The 17,310-nt window shown below is 60.1% G+C and carries 16 protein-coding genes; 6 read left to right on the forward strand and 10 right to left on the reverse strand.

Features of this window, described 5'->3' with window-relative positions; translation table 11 throughout:
- Position 1: 1 nt before the first annotated feature.
- The 3 genes from ybeY to miaB all read right to left on the reverse strand — a co-directional run bounded on the left by ybeY (position 2) and on the right by miaB (position 3,040).
- Complete coding sequence (gene ybeY, locus ASC74_RS23995) at positions 2-496, reverse strand: rRNA maturation RNase YbeY (RefSeq protein WP_056744586.1); 495 nt, start codon at positions 494-496, stop codon at positions 2-4.
- Positions 489-1,505 (reverse strand): PhoH family protein, encoded by a 1,017-nt coding sequence (locus tag ASC74_RS24000; protein WP_046048820.1) that lies wholly within the window; start codon positions 1,503-1,505, stop codon positions 489-491. The genes ybeY and ASC74_RS24000 overlap by 8 nt, the downstream gene beginning before the upstream one ends.
- A 206-nt stretch (positions 1,506-1,711) precedes the next feature.
- On the reverse strand, positions 1,712-3,040 hold the full coding sequence (gene miaB, locus ASC74_RS24005; RefSeq protein WP_046048821.1) for a tRNA (N6-isopentenyl adenosine(37)-C2)-methylthiotransferase MiaB: 1,329 nt from the start codon (positions 3,038-3,040) through the stop codon (positions 1,712-1,714).
- A 134-nt stretch (positions 3,041-3,174) separates the two neighbouring features.
- On the opposite strand from miaB, the gene ASC74_RS24010 reads away from it, so the two are divergent.
- Positions 3,175-3,504: a DUF1820 family protein gene (locus tag ASC74_RS24010; RefSeq protein ID WP_007894425.1), complete on the forward strand. Its 330-nt coding sequence runs from the start codon at positions 3,175-3,177 to the stop codon at positions 3,502-3,504.
- Between the two features lie 127 nt (positions 3,505-3,631).
- Here the strand turns inward: ASC74_RS24010 and ASC74_RS24015 are convergent, their stop codons facing one another.
- The 4 genes from ASC74_RS24015 to ASC74_RS24030 all read right to left on the reverse strand — a co-directional run bounded on the left by ASC74_RS24015 (position 3,632) and on the right by ASC74_RS24030 (position 7,180).
- Positions 3,632-4,186 (reverse strand): tetratricopeptide repeat protein, encoded by a 555-nt coding sequence (locus ASC74_RS24015; RefSeq protein WP_056744588.1) that lies wholly within the window; start codon positions 4,184-4,186, stop codon positions 3,632-3,634.
- A gap of 224 nt (positions 4,187-4,410) precedes the next feature.
- Positions 4,411-5,694 carry a glutamate-1-semialdehyde 2,1-aminomutase gene (gene hemL / locus ASC74_RS24020; RefSeq protein WP_056744590.1) on the reverse strand — a complete coding sequence of 428 codons (1,284 nt, stop codon included), beginning with the start codon at positions 5,692-5,694 and terminating at the stop codon, positions 4,411-4,413.
- Between the two features lie 32 nt (positions 5,695-5,726).
- Positions 5,727-6,350, reverse strand: coding sequence for a thiamine phosphate synthase (gene thiE / locus ASC74_RS24025; protein ID WP_056744592.1), 624 nt, complete (start codon positions 6,348-6,350; stop codon positions 5,727-5,729).
- 32 nt (positions 6,351-6,382) lie between these two features.
- On the reverse strand, positions 6,383-7,180 hold the full coding sequence (locus ASC74_RS24030; protein ID WP_008152868.1) for a hydroxymethylpyrimidine/phosphomethylpyrimidine kinase: 798 nt from the start codon (positions 7,178-7,180) through the stop codon (positions 6,383-6,385).
- Positions 7,181-7,483: 303 nt separating this feature from the next.
- Between ASC74_RS24030 and ASC74_RS24035 the strand changes: the two genes are divergently transcribed.
- From ASC74_RS24035 to ASC74_RS24050, 4 genes are all read left to right on the forward strand, one after another.
- Entirely contained in the window at positions 7,484-9,868 is a 2,385-nt protein-coding gene (locus tag ASC74_RS24035; RefSeq protein WP_056744594.1) for a hybrid sensor histidine kinase/response regulator, read from the forward strand.
- 74 nt (positions 9,869-9,942) lie between these two features.
- Complete coding sequence (locus ASC74_RS24040) at positions 9,943-11,589, forward strand: acyl-CoA dehydrogenase family protein (RefSeq protein ID WP_056744596.1); 1,647 nt, start codon at positions 9,943-9,945, stop codon at positions 11,587-11,589.
- Positions 11,590-11,765: 176 nt separating this feature from the next.
- Positions 11,766-13,265, forward strand: a complete 1,500-nt coding sequence (gene amn, locus ASC74_RS24045) for an AMP nucleosidase (protein WP_177338874.1) — start codon at positions 11,766-11,768, stop codon at positions 13,263-13,265.
- Positions 13,266-13,336: 71 nt separating this feature from the next.
- Positions 13,337-13,978 carry a pseudouridine synthase gene (locus ASC74_RS24050; protein WP_046048724.1) on the forward strand — a complete coding sequence of 214 codons (642 nt, stop codon included), beginning with the start codon at positions 13,337-13,339 and terminating at the stop codon, positions 13,976-13,978.
- Here the strand turns inward: ASC74_RS24050 and ASC74_RS24055 are convergent.
- Both ASC74_RS24055 and ASC74_RS24060 read right to left on the reverse strand, forming a co-directional pair.
- Positions 13,973-14,182, reverse strand: coding sequence for a DUF2788 domain-containing protein (locus ASC74_RS24055; RefSeq protein WP_007894445.1), 210 nt, complete (start codon positions 14,180-14,182; stop codon positions 13,973-13,975). The two genes, ASC74_RS24050 and ASC74_RS24055, sit on opposite strands and share 6 nt — an antisense overlap.
- A 238-nt stretch (positions 14,183-14,420) precedes the next feature.
- Entirely contained in the window at positions 14,421-14,900 is a 480-nt protein-coding gene (locus ASC74_RS24060) for an Lrp/AsnC family transcriptional regulator (protein ID WP_007937367.1), read from the reverse strand.
- A gap of 436 nt (positions 14,901-15,336) precedes the next feature.
- Here ASC74_RS24060 and ASC74_RS24065 point away from each other — a divergent pair, with 436 nt between their 5' ends.
- Positions 15,337-16,395 carry a DUF6515 family protein gene (locus ASC74_RS24065; protein WP_056744598.1) on the forward strand — a complete coding sequence of 353 codons (1,059 nt, stop codon included), beginning with the start codon at positions 15,337-15,339 and terminating at the stop codon, positions 16,393-16,395.
- Here ASC74_RS24065 and ASC74_RS24070 read toward each other — a convergent pair.
- Entirely contained in the window at positions 16,380-17,285 is a 906-nt protein-coding gene (locus ASC74_RS24070) for a cation diffusion facilitator family transporter (RefSeq protein ID WP_056744600.1), read from the reverse strand. The genes ASC74_RS24065 and ASC74_RS24070 overlap by 16 nt on opposite strands.
- Positions 17,286-17,310: the final 25 nt, after the last annotated feature.

Consider the following 17,310-nt stretch of genomic DNA (forward strand, 5'->3'; position numbering starts at 1 on the left):
ATTACTCTGAATCCTTTGTTGTAACGATAGGGGATGTGTCTGTTTCGTCGTCCGCATACGGGTCGGGATAGCCCAACTCTGCAAGCAACGTTCGTTCCAGTGCTTCCATTTCTTCCGCTTCATCGTCATCTATATGGTCGTAACCCAACAGATGCAAGCAGCCGTGAATGACCAGATGAGCCCAATGGGCCTTGAGTGCCTTGCCTTGTTCGGCGGCTTCGCGCTCGACCACTGCCACGCAGATCACCAGATCGCCCAGTAACGGGATATCCAGGAATTCGTCGGGAACGTCTGCGGGGAACGATAGAACGTTAGTGGCGTAATCCTTTTGCCGCCAAGTGTGATTGAGTTCACGACCTTCGGCTTCGTCGACCAGGCGAATGGTCATCTCGGAATCAGCGGTGCGCTGGCGCAGGGCCAGTTCGCACCATTGGCGGAACTCGGCTTCGCTTGGGGCCGGCGCGTCGGTAGCCAGTTGCAGATCAAGCTCAAGCATCGTGGCGGTTGTCCTTGGACGAGAACTTCGCCGGTTCGTCGGCCACGCGATTCTCGAAGCGCTCGTAAGCTTCGACGATGCGCTGCACCAGCGGATGGCGCACGACGTCTTTGGGCATGAAATGGGTGAAGCTGATTCCCGGTACATCCTTGAGCACTTCGATCACATGGTGCAGCCCGGACTTGGTGCCTTTCGGCAGGTCGACCTGGGTGATGTCACCGGTGATGACCGCCGTGGAGCCAAAGCCGATCCGGGTCAGGAACATCTTCATCTGCTCGACGGTGGTGTTCTGGCTTTCGTCGAGGATGATGAAACTGTTGTTCAAGGTGCGACCGCGCATGTAGGCCAGCGGTGCAACTTCGATCACCTGACGCTCGATCAGCTTGGCGACGTGTTCGAAGCCGAGCATTTCGTAGAGTGCGTCGTAGAGCGGGCGCAGGTACGGGTCGATCTTCTGCGACAGGTCGCCAGGCAGGAAGCCGAGCTTTTCGCCCGCTTCAACCGCAGGACGCACCAGCAGGATGCGGCGAATCTGTTCGCGTTCCAGCGCGTCGACCGCGCAGGCAACGGCCAGATAGGTCTTGCCGGTACCGGCCGGGCCGATGCCGAAGTTGATGTCGTTTCCGAGGATTTCCTTCACATAGCGCAACTGATTCAAGCCGCGAGGGCGAATCATGCCTTTTTTGGTGCGCAGGGCGACGGAGGGTTCGGAGGGGGAGACGTTGTCCAGCTCTTCGACGGCCGATTCCTGCAGGAACAGGTGAACCATGTCCGGCGACAGCTCGGTACCCTTGGTTTCCCGGTACAGGCGGCGCAGGAGGCTTTCCGCGGAGGTGGTGTGTTTGGGCTCGCCGATCAGTTCGAACTGGTTTCCGCGGTTGCGGATCTCGATGGTCAGGCGCTGTTCAATCAAGCGCAGATGCTCGTCGAATTGCCCGCACAGATTGGCGAAGCGGCGAGCTTCAAAAGGCTCGAGGATAAAACGATGTGGTTCTATGGGTGCGTTCAAGGTCGTATTTAGCCGCCCTGGGGCAATTAAGATGAAATCAAGGATAACGCCAGTGGCCTGGGTGCGAAAGGTCTTATACAGACCAATGTTGAACACCTTTCCCTGTGGGAGCGAGCTTGCTCGCGATGACGGTCTGACATTCAACATTTAAGTTGTCTGAGCTGGCGTCATCGCGAGCAGGCTCGCTCCCACAGGAATATGCGGTGTTACGAGATCAGCGAGCCCCGCAGTGAGTGCGGCTGAGCAGCATCAATGTGCACATCGGCGAACTGACCAATCAACGTGGGATTGTCGCAGCGGAAGTTGACGATGCGGTTATTCTCGGTCCGACCCTGCAGCTCGCCGGGGTCCTTTTTGGAATAATCGGTTACCAAAATCCGTTGGATCGACCCGACCATTTGTCGGCTGATCTCGAAGCCTTGCTGGTTCAGGCGATGTTGCAGGGCGTTCAGGCGTTCTTTTTTCAGCGCTTCCGGCGTTTCGTCGGCCAGATCGGCAGCCGGAGTACCCGGGCGCTGGCTATAGACGAACGAGTAGGAGAAGTCGAAACCGACGTCTTCGATCAGCTTCATGGTCTGTTCGAAGTCTTTCTCGGTCTCGCCCGGGAAGCCAACGATGAAGTCCGAGCTGATGCAAATCCCCGGCACGGCAGCGCGTAGCTTGCGCAGTTTGGATTTGTATTCCAGCGCGGTGTGGTTGCGCTTCATCGCCGAAAGGATTCGGTCCGAACCCGATTGCACCGGCAAGTGCAGGTGTTTGACCAGTTCCGGCACGTCGGCGTGGGCCTGGATCAGGCTGTCGGAGAACTCCAGCGGGTGCGAGGTGGTGTAACGGATGCGGTCGATGCCATCGACGGCGGCGACGACGCGGATCAGTTCGGCCAGGTCAGCCAAACGACCATCATGAGTGGTCCCGCGATAGCCATTGACGTTCTGCCCCAGCAGAGTCACTTCGCGCACGCCGTTTTCAGCCAGGTGGATGATCTCGGCGATCACGTCATCGAAGGGGCGGCTGACTTCTTCACCGCGGGTGTAAGGCACCACGCAGAAGGTGCAGTACTTGCTGCAGCCTTCCATGACCGACACGTAGGCGCTTGGGCCATCGACGCGTGGCTCGGGCAAGTGGTCGAACTTTTCGATTTCCGGAAACGAGACGTCGACTTGCGGCAGTTTGGTAGCGCGCGCAGCGTCGATCATTTCCGGCAGGCGGTGCAGGGTCTGCGGGCCGAAGACCACGTCCACGTACGGTGCGCGATCGCGGATGGCCGCGCCTTCCTGGCTGGCCACGCAGCCGCCAACGGCGATCACCATGTCCGGGTTGGCCAGTTTCAGTTCGCGCCAGCGGCCGAGCTGGGAATACACCCGGTCCTGGGCGCGTTCGCGGATCGAGCAGGTATTGAGCAGGATCACGTCGGCATCTTCAGCGCGAGCGGTGACTTCCAGGGCCTGATGTTCGCCCAGCAGATCGACCATGCGCGAGCTGTCGTACTCGTTCATCTGGCAACCGTGGGTTTCGATGTAAAGCTTCTTGGCCATGGAAAGAGTCATCACGTGATTCAAAGAACCGCGCATTATAGGGAACATGACCCAAGGTTCCTACCGCTGTGCGTCCGGTGGCTATGCTATAGTTCGCGCCCTCATTTTTATCCCCGATGTGTTGCTCGCCCACCATGACCAAACGTGAAGCTCCAATCTACAAGGTGATTTTCCTCAATCAGGGCCAGGTGTACGAAATGTATGCCAAGCAGATCTATCAAAGTGATCTGTGGGGCTTCCTGGAAGTGGAAGAGTTCGTCTTTGGCGAGCGCACGCAAGTGGTCGTCGATCCGAGCGAAGAGAAGCTCAAGGCTCAGTTCGAAGGCGTTGTGCGCAGCTTTGTGCCGATGCATTCGATCGTGCGGATCGACGAGGTCGAGCGCCTCGGTACGCCGAAAATCAGCGAAGCCCGCGGCGCGGTCGGCAATGTCATGCCGTTTCCGATGCCGATGCCTGAGAAGTAAGCCTTAACTTAAGACCGCGTCGCCCCCTTCGCGAGCAAGCCCGCTCCCACAGTTGATTTGTGTAAGACGCAGATCAAATGTGGGAGCGGGCTTGCTCGCGAAGGGGTCAGAAAGATCGAAGCAGAATTCAAGGCAGTGGCGAAAACGGCGTACGTCCATCGGCGCTCTGCAATTCCATCAGATACTTGCGGAAAATTTGCCCCAGCACCTGGGTAGCCACTTCAAGTTCTTCGCGGGGCATTTTCTCGGCGACTTCGTCGGCGGTGTCCAACGCTTCTTCAGCGCCATTGACCGCAGCCATTTTCAGCACGATATACGCCTGGACGTTATTGGCCGGTACGCCTTCGCCGTGGAAGAACATGGTGCCGAGTTTGAATTGCGCCTGAGCATGGCCTTGCAGCGAGGCCTTTTCGAAGTAGCCCAGGGCTTTTTTGAGGTCGCGCGGCGTATTTTTGCCGTCGTAGTAGAACTCACCCAACTCGTATTGCGCTTGCGCATCCCCTTCATCCGACGCTTTCTGGCAGGCGGCGAGAGCCTGCGCCAGGTCTTGCGGCTGAGTATTGAGGGTGCAACGACCCATCGCTGGGATTAACAACGAGTTGCCGCCTGCTTGTGCGAGCGCGAGCAGGGGCTGAAGGAGCAACAGGCAGCCCAATGCAAGGGCGCGGCCGGTGCGGTTCATGGGAATCGACTTACCTCTGAAGGGCGCGCGGACCCGTCGAGGGATCCAATAAGCGCGCATTATGAAATAAGCAGGGCCAACCTTACAAAGTCTTTACTCGTTTTTCTGCTGCGCGGGGAATATATCGCCCACTTTGCTGGGGATTTTGAGCAGAAGCGTAGGAATAAGGGCGGGAATACGGGTGAAAGCTGACGCTGGCAACCGCCAACGTCAGCGACACAGCGTTATTTCAATGCAGCAAATGCACGTTCGGCGGCATCCAGTGTCAGTTTCAGCTCGGTTTCGCCGTGGGCGATCGAGGTGAAGCCGGCTTCGAAGGCGCTCGGCGCCAGGTACACGCCGCCTTCGAGCATCAGGTGGAAGAAGCGCCCGAACAGGGCGGCGTCGCTGGCCATTACGTCATCGAAGGTCACGATGTCGTCGGCGCCGCTGAAGTACAGACCGAACATGCCGCCGGCCTGTGTGGTCACGAACGGAATGCCCGCCGCATCGGCGCGTTGTTGCAGGCCATCGAGCAAGCGACTGGTGTAGGCCGTCAACTCTGCGTGGAAGCCCCGGCGGCTGATCAGGCGCAGGGTCGTCAGGCCGGCAGCCATGGCCAACGGGTTACCCGACAAGGTGCCCGCCTGATAGACCGGGCCCAATGGTGCGATGTGCGACATGATTTCGCGCTTGCCGCCGAAGCAGCCAACCGGCATGCCGCCACCGATGATTTTGCCGAAGGTGGTCAGGTCTGGCGTCACGCCATAGTGAGCTTGTGCGCCGCCGAGGGCGACACGGAATCCGGTCATCACTTCGTCGAAAATCAGTACCACGCCATGCTTGTCACACAGGGTGCGCAGGCCTTCGAGGAAACCTGGCGCCGGCGGTACGCAGTTCATGTTGCCAGCCACGGGCTCGACGATGATGCATGCCACGTCCTGGCCGACTTCGGCGAGCATGGTTTCGACGGCGTCGATGTCGTTGAACGGCAGGGTCAGGGTGTGTTTGGCGAAGGCCGCCGGCACACCGGCCGAGCTCGGCACGCCTTGAGTCAGGGCGCCGGAGCCGGCCTTGACCAGCAGGCTGTCGGAGTGACCGTGGTAGCAGCCTTCGAACTTGATGATGCTGTCGCGGCCGGTGAAACCACGGGCCAGACGGATCGCACTCATGGTCGCTTCGGTGCCGGAGCTGACCATGCGCACCATTTCCATCGACGGTACGATCGAGCAGACCAGATCAGCCATCTGGGTTTCCATCTCGGTCGGCGCGCCGTAGGACAATCCGTGCTCAAGCTGTTTGCGCACGGCGTCCAGCACGTCGGGGTGGCTGTGGCCGAGAATCATCGGCCCCCAGGAACCGACGTAATCCACATAACGCTTGTTGTCTTCGTCGGTGACGTAAGCGCCTTCGGCGTGCTTGAAGAACAGCGGCGTGCCGCCAACGCTTTTGAACGCGCGAACAGGCGAGTTCACGCCACCGGGAATGTGTTTCTGGGCATTGGCAAACAGCGTTTCGGAACGAGACATGATCGGGCTCTCAAATCAGATTTTTAAGCTACTTAAATAGAAAGCAGGGCGTTAAATGCGCGGGCGCGGCGTGTCACTTCAGCCGTGCTCTCGGCGCCAAACAGACCATGGACCACCGCCAGCAGATCGACCCCGTGGGCCACCAGTGGCGCGGCGTTCTCCAGGGTGATGCCGCCAATCGCGCAGATCGGCAGGTGCAGTTTGCTGCGGGCCTGGTCGAGCAATTCGAGGCTGCAAGTCGGTGCGCCGGGTTTGGTGTTGGAGTTGAAGAAACGACCGAAGGCGACGTAGCTGGCGCCTTCCTTCGCTGCTTGCTCGGCGAGTTCGAGTTGCGCGTGGCAGGTCGAGCCGATGATTGCCTGGCGACCGAGCAGTGCCCGAACCGGCATCAATGGGCCGTCGGTCTGTCCCAGGTGCACGCCGACGTTCAGGCGCGCAGCCAGTTCGGCATCGTCGTTGATGATCAACTGGGTCTTGTAGCGTTCACACAGATCGCGCAAGGCTTCGGCCTCGCGCAGACGGCGGGCCTCGTCGCTGCTCTTGTCGCGGTATTGCAGCAGGGTGACGCCGCCTTCCAGCGCCGCCTCCACGTACGAAAGAAATTTACCTGCCAGCAGTTGGCTATCGGTAATGGCGTACAGGCCACGTAGCTTCATCGGGCAATCCTTTTTGCTTTACGCATGGACAGTTACGAACAGAAATCCAGCGGCAGGCGGCGTGGCACGAACTGGCCTTTGCCCAACTGCTCCGCATCACGCAGGGTGCGCCACGTGTAGTTAAGCGCGGTCTGCACGGCACTGGCGAGATTTTCGCCGAGAGCCAGACGACCGGCCAGCGCACTGGCCAGCGTGCAACCGGAGCCGTGATAACTGCCGGGCAAGCGCTGGCAGGTGAAGGTTTCGCGGTGACCGTCGCGGCTGTACAGGCGATTGTGGATTTCGTGTTCATCGCCATGGCCGCCGGTGATCAGCAGGTGTTTGACGAATGGCAGGAGTTTTTCGGCGCACTCGTCCGCGGTGCCTTCGGGCAGTTCGGCGAGGATGCGGGCTTCGGGAAGGTTAGGGGTGGCGATGATCGACAGGGGCAGCAGGCGCTCGCGCATGGCGTAGCCGACTTCGTCCTTGCCCAGGCGTCCGCCGCCACCGGCACGCAGCACCGGGTCGCAGACCACCGGCAAATGCGGGTGCGCCGACAACAGTTCGACCACGGTGTCGACCATTTCCAGGGAACCGAGCATGCCCAGTTTTACCGCCGCGACCGTCGAGTCGTTGAGCACGGCATTGGCCTGGGCCAACACCCACTCACGGTCGAGGACGCGGAAGTCAGTGACGTTGACCGTGTCTTGCACGGTCAGGGCGGTGACGGCCGGGGCCGCATGACAACCCTGAGCGAGCAGGGCTTCGATATCTGCCTGCAAGCCGGCGCCACCACTTGGGTCGTGGCCGGAGAGACAGAGGACAACGGGGCGAGAGCTGTAGATATTCATGGTGCGCGAGCTTACCACCAAACATCTTTTTTCGGGTGCCGACCCATTGGCCTTGTGACGAGAAAATGCGTGCGCCTTCGGGCCATTGTCACAATCTGACCGGCGAAACAGCTCTAGCCCAATGCATTGAGCTGGAACGCCCGTGCTAGAGCCTTTGTAGGAAAAATTTCAATGGTGTTCAATGGCCACCAACGGCTATGCTAGAGTGGATCCAAACCAATAACAGGTAATACCGGTTTTACGTCTACTCAAAAGGAATGAGGGGCTTCCTGAGATAACCGGACAGGCCACGCTGGGGCTTAAATGCGCTATTTGCTGATGTTGCTGTTGTGCTTGCCCCTCATGGCGAGTGCAGTCGAATTCGACGAATTCACTCAAAGCCTTCCCTTGGGCCGAACCTTGCAAGTGTTCGAAGACGCGGGCGGTCAGGCGACCATCGCCGATGTCCGTGCACAAGCCGCGGCCGGAAACTTCAAAACCCACGACAAAGCCACCCTCAACGCCGGTTACTCGCGTTCAGTGTTCTGGCTGAAAATCGACCTGCATTACCGCCCGACCAACCCTGCGGCTCAACGCACCTGGTTGCTGGAACTGGCCTATCCGCCCCTTGATCACCTTGATCTCTATTTGCCCGATACGGCCGGTGGCTATCAACTGGCACGTCAGACTGGCGATGCCTTGCCATTCGACAGTCGCGAGATCCGCCAGAACAACTACCTGTTCGATCTGAACTTCACACCTGATCAAGCGCAAACCCTGTACCTGCGCCTGCAGAGTGAAGGGTCGATCCAGGCGCCGGTCACCCTGTGGTCGAGCACTGCCTACCTGGAAGAGCAACCGATCCGACTGTATGTGCTGGGGCTGATCTACGGCGTGTTGCTGGGGATGCTGGTGTACAACCTGTTCATCTATCTCAGCGTGCGCGATACCAGCTACCTCTATTACATCTTCTATATCGCCTCGTTCGGCTTGTATCAGCTGTCAGTGAATGGCGCGGCGGTAGAGTATTTCTGGCCGAACAATCCCTGGTGGGCGAACGCAGCGACGCCGTTTTTCATCGGTTGCGCAGGCCTGTTCGGCAGCCAGTTCGCGCGCGGCTTCTTGCAGACGGCGACCCACAGTCGTTGGCTCGACCGCTTACTGTTGGCGTTGATTGCGTTTAGCGCGGTGGTGGTCGGGTTGTCGTTGATGACCAGTTACGCCCTGGCCCTGCGCCTGGCGACGGCGCTGGCACTGATCTTCACCGTCGTGATTTTTGCCGCAGGGATTTTCGCCTGGCTGCGTGGCCTGCGAGTGGCGCGCTATTTCATCATTGCCTGGTCGGCGTTTTTACTCGGCGGCATCGTCAACACTCTGATGGTGCTGGGTTACCTGCCCAACGTGTTCCTGACCATGTATTCCAGCCAGATCGGCTCGGCGATAGAGGTGGCGCTGCTGTCCCTGGCGCTGGCCGATCGCATTAACGCCATGCGCGAGCAACAGGCACAGACCCTGTTCGATGCCGGTCAAACGCTTGAAGTGCTGAACCAGCAACTGGCTCGCAGTAACAAGCTCAAGGACGAATTCCTCGCCACCCTGACCCACGAACTGCGCACGCCCATGAACGGTGTGATTGGCTCGCTGGAGCTGATGCAGACCGTCGAAATGGACCCGGAGCTGGAGCAATATCAGCAAACGGCCGCCGGTTCCGCGCGAGACATGATGCGCATGGTCAACGGCATCCTCACCCTGACCGAGTTGCAGGCCGGCAAGCTCAAGACCTATCCGGCCGTTTTCAGTTTGCGCGGCGTGGTCGAGGCTTTGCGCCTGCAGTTCGAGGGCAACGCGTTGAGCAAGTCGCTGGACTTCAAGGTCGAGGTCACGCCGGGGCTGCCGGATCGCTTGCACGGCGACAGCGACAAGTTGGCGCAATGCCTGGAATGCCTGCTGGATAACGCGATCAAGTTCACGCGGATCGGCGGACTAGCGCTGCGGGTGACGGGCAAGCCCGTGGCGCCCGACCGACTGGCGCTGTCCTTTGCGGTGATCGACACCGGCATCGGCTTTACCGATTTGGGGGAGGCGACACTGTATCAGCGGTTCTTCCAGCTCGATGGCTCGATGACCCGTGAATACGGCGGTCTGGGCGTTGGCCTGGCAATCTGTCGGCAACTGGTCGAATTGCTCGGTGGAAAACTGACCCACCGCTCCGAACCTGGTCGTGGCAGCCGCTTCCAGCTCGACGTCGAGTTCGAGCTGCCCGTGGTGGAGCGGCCGTCAGTGCCCTTGATGACCCGGGAATTTCCTCGCCTGCGACTGCCTCAGGACTGCACCGTCCTGCTGGTTGATGACAACAGCATCAATCAGCTGGTGATGCGCGGCATGTTGCTCAAGCTGGGCTTCCGGGTGCGCACCGCCGACAACGGGGCTGCCGCGATCGATCACTTGCAGCGCGAAACCTTCGATGCGGTATTGCTCGATTGCCAGCTTCCATCTTTGGGTGGCGCGTCCCTCTGTTGCCAGATCCGCGCGTTGCCGGGCTGCGCCGAACTGCCGGTATTCGTGATTGCCGTGAGCATTGATCGGGAACGCTGCCCGACCGGTGCCTTGATCGATTACCTGAGCAAACCGGTGAAATTCGAGGACCTGCAAGCAGCGCTGTATCGCCGGGTGCTGTGTCCAAGGCAAGGCGAAAGCGCCGACAGTTAGGCAGATATGACACTTTGTTCAGCTGGGGGGCGGTGCTTAACTGAAGTCCCTTGGCTGACCAAAGGAGCCCCGTCATGAACCTGCATCAGTTCGCCGAAACCCACGAAGTCACCAATCAGCCACCGTCGCTGGACGGCGCCAACCTGTATCGCATCGACCTGCCGTTGCAGGAGTGGTCGCGGCGTTTCGGGGCCGGGTGGGCCGAGTCGCGGATCGACGCTTACGGCGCACTGGCCGGCGGGCCGCTGATGGAAGCCGGGTTCCTTGCCAATCAGAACAAGCCGGTTTTCAGCAGCCATGACCGTTACGGCCATCGCATCGACCTGGTGGAATTTCACCCGGCCTATCACGAGTTGATGCGCACCGCGGTCGAGCACGGTTTGACTTCGTTGCCCTGGGCGCATCCGCAGTCCGGCGCTCATGTCGCCCGCGCCTCCATGACCTACCTGCACAGCCAGGCCGAAGCCGGTAGTGGTTGCCCGCTGACCATGACCTTCGCCAGCGTCCCGGCGATGCGCCTGCAAACGGATCTGGCGGAGCAATGGCTGCCGAAAATCCTCTCTACCGAATACGACCCGCGCAACGTCGGCATGGCCCACAAGGCCGGGGTCACCATCGGCATGGCGATGACCGAGAAACAGGGCGGCACCGACGTGCGGGCCAACACCACCAAGGCTTTTCCGGTCGGCGCCAGTGGTCCGGGCCAGGCGTATGAACTGGTGGGCCACAAGTGGTTCTGTTCGGCCCCGATGTGCGATGCCTTCCTCACCCTGGCCCAGACTGACAAGGGTTTGACCTGCTTCCTGCTGCCGCGCCATCGCCCGGACGACACGCGCAATCAGTTCTACATACAGCGCCTGAAGAACAAACTCGGCAATTGCTCCAACGCTTCCAGCGAAGTGGAGTTTCGTGGTGCGCTGGCATGGATGGTCGGCGAGGAGGGGCGCGGCGTTCCGACCATCATTGAAATGGTCGCCATGACCCGCTTCGATTGCATGGTTGGTTCGAGCTCGCTGATGCGCCAGGCCCTGACCCAGGCCAGCCACCACTGCGCTCACCGCAAGGTCGGCGGCAAGTTGCTCAGCGAACAACCCTTGATGCAAAACGTACTGGCCGACCTGGCCCTGGAAAGCGAAGCCGCCCTGGCCTTGAGCCTGCGCATGGGCCGGGCGCTGGATCATCTTGATGATGAGCAAGAAGCCAAGTTCGCTCGGCTGGTCACGGCGGTGGGCAAGTACTGGATCTGCAAACGCGCGCCCGGAATGATCAACGAAGCCGCCGAATGCATGGGCGGCGCCGGTTATGTCGAAGACAGCATCCTGCCGCGGTTGTACCGTGAGGCGCCGGTCAATTCGACGTGGGAAGGTTCCGGCAACGTGCAATGCCTCGACGTGCTGCGAGCGTTGTCGAAGGAGCCCGGTGTGCTCGACGTACTGTTCAGCGAATTGGGTGATGGCCATGGCGACAAGCGCCTGGCCGCACACATCACTCAATTGCGGACAGCGTTCAAGGACACCAGCGACATTCAATACCGCGCCCGCCAGCTCACCGAAGACATCGCCTTGGGCCTTCAGGCCAAGCTGTTGCTGGAGGCGGGCAACGGCGCCGTCAGTGATGCCTTCATCGCCAGCCGCCTGGGTTCGGCCGGCCGGGTGTATGGCGCGTTGCCACGTGGGCTGGATGTGGAAGCGATTGTCGCCCGGTCGACCCCGCTTGTGTGAACAACACCGGATCCCTGTGGGAGCGGGCTTGCTCGCGAAAGCGGTCTGTCAGTCACATCAATTTTGAATGTACCGCCGCATTCGCGAGCAAGCCCGCTCCCACATTGGATTGATGGTGTGCATAGCATCTGTGAATCAACACTCCACTGTTCCCGTCAGACGACGATGCAGGCAAGATGAAGGCCTGCAAGTCAGAACACAGGATGCTGATCGTGACCGAAGCTTTTATTGTCGTTCAAACCGCCGAGCAAGCCGTGGACCGGCTTGCGCTCTTGCACAATCGTGCAACCACCGCGCTGAACCAGGCGCTCAAGCGTTACCTCAAGGATCGAGTCGAACCGGACGCCGAACAGCGTGCGATGTTTCGTTATCCCGAACTGCGTCTGACCTACCTTTGCCAGGGCGAAGTCCCACAGACCACTCGGGCCTACGCCAAGGTTCAGTTGCCGGGGACTTACAGCGTCACCGTCACTCATCCCGCCGCCTTCCGTAAATACCTGCTGGAACAGCTGGTGCCGTTGATGCATGACTTCACCGTGACGGTGGAAGTCGGCATCAGTCAGCAAAACATTCCTTATCCATACGTGGTTGAGCAGGGCGAAGAACTGGCCGGCTCCGGCGTCACCGCTGCCACGCTGGCGCGAGTGTTCCCGAGTACGGATTTGTCTGCCGCGACCGATGGCATCGCCGACGGTTTGTACGATTGGGAAAATACCGACCCGCTGCCGCTGGCCTTGTTCGACGCCGCGCGGGTGGATTTCTCCCTGCGCCGTCTGGTGCATTACACCGGCAGCGACTGGCGTCATGTGCAGCCATGGATTCTGCTGACCAACTATCACCGTTACGTCGACCAGTTCATCGTTCATGGCCTGGAACAGTTGCGCAGCGATCCGCGTTTCGTGCGCATGGTCTTGCCGGGCAACGTGATCATCGAAAAGAGCATGGACCACGGCGAAGCCTCGGCGATTGCCGCCGGTGTGGTTTGGCACCGCTATCAGATGCCGGCCTATCACCTGATCGCCAGCGACGGCCATGGCGTGACCTTGGTGAACATCGGCGTCGGCCCGTCCAACGCCAAGAACATCACCGATCACCTGGCGGTGCTGCGTCCGCATTGCTGGCTGATGATCGGTCACTGTGGCGGCTTGCGTCAGTCGCAGACCATTGGCGATTACGTGCTGGCGCACGCTTACATGCGCCGCGACGGGATTCTCGATCGGGTCGTGCCACCGAATATTCCGATTCCGGCCCTGGCCGAAGTGCAGATGGCGTTGCAACAAGCAGCGGCCAATATCACCGGTGAGAAGGGTGACGAACTGAAAAAACGCCTGCGCACCGGCACCGTACTGACCTACGACGACCGTAACTGGGAATTGCGTTGGGCTCAGGAACGTCCGCTGATCAACCTGTCTCGCGCCGTGGCGGTGGACATGGAAAGCGGCACCATCGCGGCGCAAGGTTATCGCTTGCGGGTTCCGTACGGCACGTTGCTCTGTGTTTCGGACAAACCGTTGCACAGCGAAATCAAACTGCCGGGTTCGGCCAACGCCTTCTATGAGCGCGCGGTCAGCCAGCACTTGAAGATCGGGATCGAGGCGGTGGATCTGTTGCGCACCGAACTCAACTCGCTGCACTCGCGCAAACTGCGCAGCTTCGACGAGCCGCCGTTCCGCTGATTGTTCTCATGGTCATTTAGCGGTCAGGGCACTAGCATTAGCAGCCCTGACCGTTAGATGTTCCTTTTCCCATGTCTCGTCCTCAACGTCCCGTTTCCCGCCGCCCTGGCGTGAAGCCTGTGCCATCGTCCTCAGCCCCGCGCCGTGTCGCCAAAGCGCCGCCGGCCGAGCCGAAGCTGATTCTGTTCAACAAGCCTTTTGATGTGCTGACGCAATTCAGCGACGGCGAAGGGCGGGCGACGCTCAAGGATTACATCGAGATTCCCGGGATTTACCCGGCAGGACGGCTGGACCGCGACAGCGAAGGTTTGCTGCTGCTGACCAACGACGGCCAGCTTCAGGCGCGGATCGCCGACCCGAAACACAAACTGGCGAAGACCTATTGGGTGCAGGTGGAAGGCGAGCCGAGCGCCGAGCAATTGCAGCGATTGCGTGATGGCGTCGAACTGAATGACGGCATGACGCTACCGGCTGAAGCGCGGCAGCTTGAAGAACCTGAACTGTGGCCACGCAACCCGCCGGTGCGCTTTCGCAAAAGTGTGCCGACCAGTTGGCTGGAGCTGGTGATTCGCGAAGGGCGTAACCGTCAGGTACGGCGCATGACCGCAGCGGTCGGCTTACCGACGTTGCGTCTGGTGCGGGTCAAAATCGGTGACTGGTCGATCGAAGGGCTCGATCAGGGCCAGTGGAAGGAAGTGCCGGCGCGTTTATAACGTGCCGGATTCGATCAGGCCGATGACCACACTTTTGATCACGAACGCGGCCACGCCCAGGCCGAGTACGAAGAACAGGATGAACGAGCCAAAGCGTCCGGCCTTGGACTTCTTCGCCAGATCCCAGACGATGAAACCCATGAAAATGATCAGAATGCTGACCAGTCCGGTCATCATCCACTCTTCGAGTACTGCAGGATCCATCGAACATCTCCAGCGCGGGCGGGGCTAAAAGGCGCTGGAGTATACGTCATGGGTGATTGGCGAAGTATTGACCTGCGGCAGCGTGTCGCAGCTATTCGTCGCCCGGCCCTACCCTTGTAGGCGCTGTGTAGGAGCTGTCGAGTGAAACGAGGCTGCGATCTTTTGATGTTGTTTTTAAAGAGCAAGATCAAAAGATCGCAGCCTCGTTTCACTCGACAGCTCCTACCAGAAGCGGGTCTCAGCTGCGCAAGTGAGTGAGGGGCAGTTCAGTGCTGTTGAGCACCTGATTCAACACAAAACTCGACCGCACACTCGTCACCCCTTCAATCCGGGTGAGGTGTCCCAGCAGCAATTTCTGATAATGATCCATGTCCGGCACGACGACCTTGAGCTGGTAGTCCGCATCCATCCCGGTCACCAAACTGCATTCCAGCACCTGCGGCAACGTACGAATCGCCGCTTCGAAGTTCTCGAACCGCTCCGGTGTATGCCGGTCCATGCCGATCAATACGTAAGCCGTCAGGCTCAGGCCGAGCATCTTGCGGTCCAGCAGGGCCACCTGGCGGGAGATGTAGCCATCATCTTCCAGCTGCTTGACCCGCCGCGAGCATGGCGAGGGGGACAGGCCGATGCGTTCGGCCAGCTCCTGGTTGGAGATGCGCGCGTCACGCTGCAATTCCGCCAAAATGCTCAGGTCGTATCGGTCGAGTTTGCTCATCAATCAGGCCTTTGTCATAACTATTGCGGTAGATTATCTATCCAGGGTTAAAAATTGCGCAAGTGATGTTTATTTAAGCAATCTTCGCAATCCTCTGCCGGCGCCGCGAGCCTATTCTTATCACCAGAATCACTGCTCGGACAAACAGTCCAGTGCGGCTCGCCCAATCAGGCCAGCTGCGGTCGCCACCCCCACCGGGGATGAGTCGGCCCCCGAGCTACACACTGTCCAGAAGACGGCGTGAGGTGAGCCGACGTCATAAGCGTCGAGCACGGACGAAGTTCTCTAAAGGGAGGCCGACGGGTCTCCCTTTTCTTTTGCCCGGAATTTGACGACGGCGCTCAATAAATAAGTTTCGCGACTGATAACCTGTTGCAGAACCGGCCCGTGCTTTCTCAGTCTTACGTACAGGCCCTAACCCGCAGTGAGGAAAAGCATGAAGTCGCGCATCTGGCGTTTGGCCGGTGTTGGTTTGCTGTGTATCAGTGTCACTGCGCAATCGCTGGCCGATGAGCCGCAAAACCGTGGCCCCGATGGCGGGCAACACGGGTCGGATGGCCACCAGGGAAACAATCAGGGCCATGGCGGAAATAATCAGCCGCGCCCGCAGAACAATCCGCAGCAGAATAACCAGCCGCGTGCGCAGAATAACGAAATCATTCGTGGCGACAACAGTCGTCAGTTCGAGCACAACGGCCAGAATCAGAACAACGGCCAGTGGCAGAACCAGCCCCGGCCACAGCACGATTACAACAATCCGGTTCGCTCGCCGCCGCCACCTCCGCAGTTACCAGCCAATGACCTGCCGATTCAGGGCCGGCCCGACACCGTGCGCCAGACCCAGCAGCCGCAGCGTGGTTACTATCAGGACGTGCCGCGGCGCAACGATAACAACCAGCATTGGCAGAACAACGGCCCGCGTCCCGATGACCATCGCTGGGCCGGTCGCCCGGATGGGCACGGCAATGGCTGGGGTCCCGGCCCGCAGTACCGTCCCGGCCATGTGATCGATCGCTTCCCGGACCGTGATTACCGTGTGCCGTACCGTGGTCAGGATTACTTCTACTCCGGTGGCTACTGGTACCGCCCACAAGGCCCGCGTTATGTGGTGGTACAGCCGCCACGGGGGATTCGCGTCAGCTACTTGCCCGATTACGCGCGTGAAGTGTGGATCGGCGGTGCGCTGTTGTTCCTGGCGGCCGGCTCTTATTACGCCTATCAGGAAAGCACTCAGGATTACGTCGTGGTCGAGCCGCCCGTGCAACCGCAGCCGCAACCGGTCAGCAATGGTTATGACGTGGTGGCGTATCCGGCCAACGGTCAGTCGCCAGAGCAGGTCAATCAGGACGGTTACGAGTGCTATCAATACGCGGTGCAGCAGAGTGGCTTCGATCCGCGAACGGCCACCTACCAGCCGGATCCGTCGGTGGTACAAGCCTACCGACAGGCCCAGGGCAACTGCTTGAGCAGTCGCGGTTATCAGGTTTCTTTCTGAGCCTTGCCTGCCAGTATCACTTCCTGCGGGTCGGCGTGCACCAGCACTTCGGCTCGCGGATAAGCCGCGTGAATCGCATCGGCGGCTTGGTCGCTGATGCCGTGAGCGACTGACAGGGTCAAATCCCCCGGCAATTCCAGGTGCAACTGCACGAACCACTGGTTGCCGGAAACCCGCGTGCGCAGGTCGTGCGCCCCCAATACTCCCGGTACGCTGCAGGCCAGTTCGAGCATGTGCTGGCTGACGTCCGACGGCAGTTCTTCATCCATCAGCACCGTAAAGCTTTCCCGGGCGATATGAATCGCGCTCCAGAGTATGTAGACGGCAATCCCCAAACCGAACCAAGGGTCGACCTGATGCCAGCCAAACCCGGCGAGCACCAGCGCCACCAGAATGCTGCCGTTGAGCAGCAGGTCCGAACGGTAATGCAAGGAATCAGCGCGCACCGCGTTGGAGCCGGTCGCCTTGACGACCCGATGTTGCAACATCAGCAGGGCCAGGGTCAGCACCAGGGAAAACACAATCACCCCGATGCTGATCCATGGCGCCCCCACCGGTTCCGGGTGTTTCAGTCGATCGATCGCCTGCAAGGCAATCAGCACCGCACTGCCGCCAATGAACAACGCCTGAGCCATGCCCGCCAGCGACTCGGCTTTGCCATGGCCGTAACGGTGATCATCGTCGGCCGGGCGCAAGGCGTAATGCACCGCGAGCAGGTTGAGCAGCGAGGTGACGCCGTCGAGGGCCGAGTCGGTCAACCCGGCGAGCATGCTCACCGAACCGCTCAACCACCAGGCGATGGCTTTGGCGACGATCAGCGTGCACGCCACCGCCACCGAGGCACGGGTCGCCAGCCGCAGCAGGCGGGCATGTTCGGAGCTTGCGATCATAGGTGCTGTCGTTCCTTCTTATGCA

It is taken from the genome of Pseudomonas sp. Root329 (assembly GCF_001424925.1).
Lineage (GTDB): Bacteria > Pseudomonadota > Gammaproteobacteria > Pseudomonadales > Pseudomonadaceae > Aquipseudomonas > Aquipseudomonas arabinosi.

What these genes read in the sequence shown, in the direction of transcription:
- ybeY (WP_056744586.1), bottom strand. Translation starts at nt 496, where the DNA reads ATGCTTGAGCTTGATCTGCAACTGGCTACCGACGCGCCGGCCCCAAGC.
- miaB (WP_046048821.1), bottom strand. Translation starts at nt 3,040, where the DNA reads ATGGCCAAGAAGCTTTACATCGAAACCCACGGTTGCCAGATGAACGAG.
- ASC74_RS24010 (WP_007894425.1), top strand. Translation starts at nt 3,175, where the DNA reads ATGACCAAACGTGAAGCTCCAATCTACAAGGTGATTTTCCTCAATCAG.
- ASC74_RS24015 (WP_056744588.1), bottom strand. Translation starts at nt 4,186, where the DNA reads ATGAACCGCACCGGCCGCGCCCTTGCATTGGGCTGCCTGTTGCTCCTT.
- hemL (WP_056744590.1), bottom strand. Translation starts at nt 5,694, where the DNA reads ATGTCTCGTTCCGAAACGCTGTTTGCCAATGCCCAGAAACACATTCCC.
- thiE (WP_056744592.1), bottom strand. Translation starts at nt 6,350, where the DNA reads ATGAAGCTACGTGGCCTGTACGCCATTACCGATAGCCAACTGCTGGCA.
- ASC74_RS24030 (WP_008152868.1), bottom strand. Translation starts at nt 7,180, where the DNA reads ATGAATATCTACAGCTCTCGCCCCGTTGTCCTCTGTCTCTCCGGCCAC.
- ASC74_RS24035 (WP_056744594.1), top strand. Translation starts at nt 7,484, where the DNA reads ATGCGCTATTTGCTGATGTTGCTGTTGTGCTTGCCCCTCATGGCGAGT.
- ASC74_RS24040 (WP_056744596.1), top strand. Translation starts at nt 9,943, where the DNA reads ATGAACCTGCATCAGTTCGCCGAAACCCACGAAGTCACCAATCAGCCA.
- amn (WP_177338874.1), top strand. Translation starts at nt 11,766, where the DNA reads ATGAAGGCCTGCAAGTCAGAACACAGGATGCTGATCGTGACCGAAGCT.
- ASC74_RS24050 (WP_046048724.1), top strand. Translation starts at nt 13,337, where the DNA reads ATGTCTCGTCCTCAACGTCCCGTTTCCCGCCGCCCTGGCGTGAAGCCT.
- ASC74_RS24055 (WP_007894445.1), bottom strand. Translation starts at nt 14,182, where the DNA reads ATGGATCCTGCAGTACTCGAAGAGTGGATGATGACCGGACTGGTCAGC.
- ASC74_RS24060 (WP_007937367.1), bottom strand. Translation starts at nt 14,900, where the DNA reads ATGAGCAAACTCGACCGATACGACCTGAGCATTTTGGCGGAATTGCAG.
- ASC74_RS24065 (WP_056744598.1), top strand. Translation starts at nt 15,337, where the DNA reads ATGAAGTCGCGCATCTGGCGTTTGGCCGGTGTTGGTTTGCTGTGTATC.
- ASC74_RS24070 (WP_056744600.1), bottom strand. Translation starts at nt 17,285, where the DNA reads ATGATCGCAAGCTCCGAACATGCCCGCCTGCTGCGGCTGGCGACCCGT.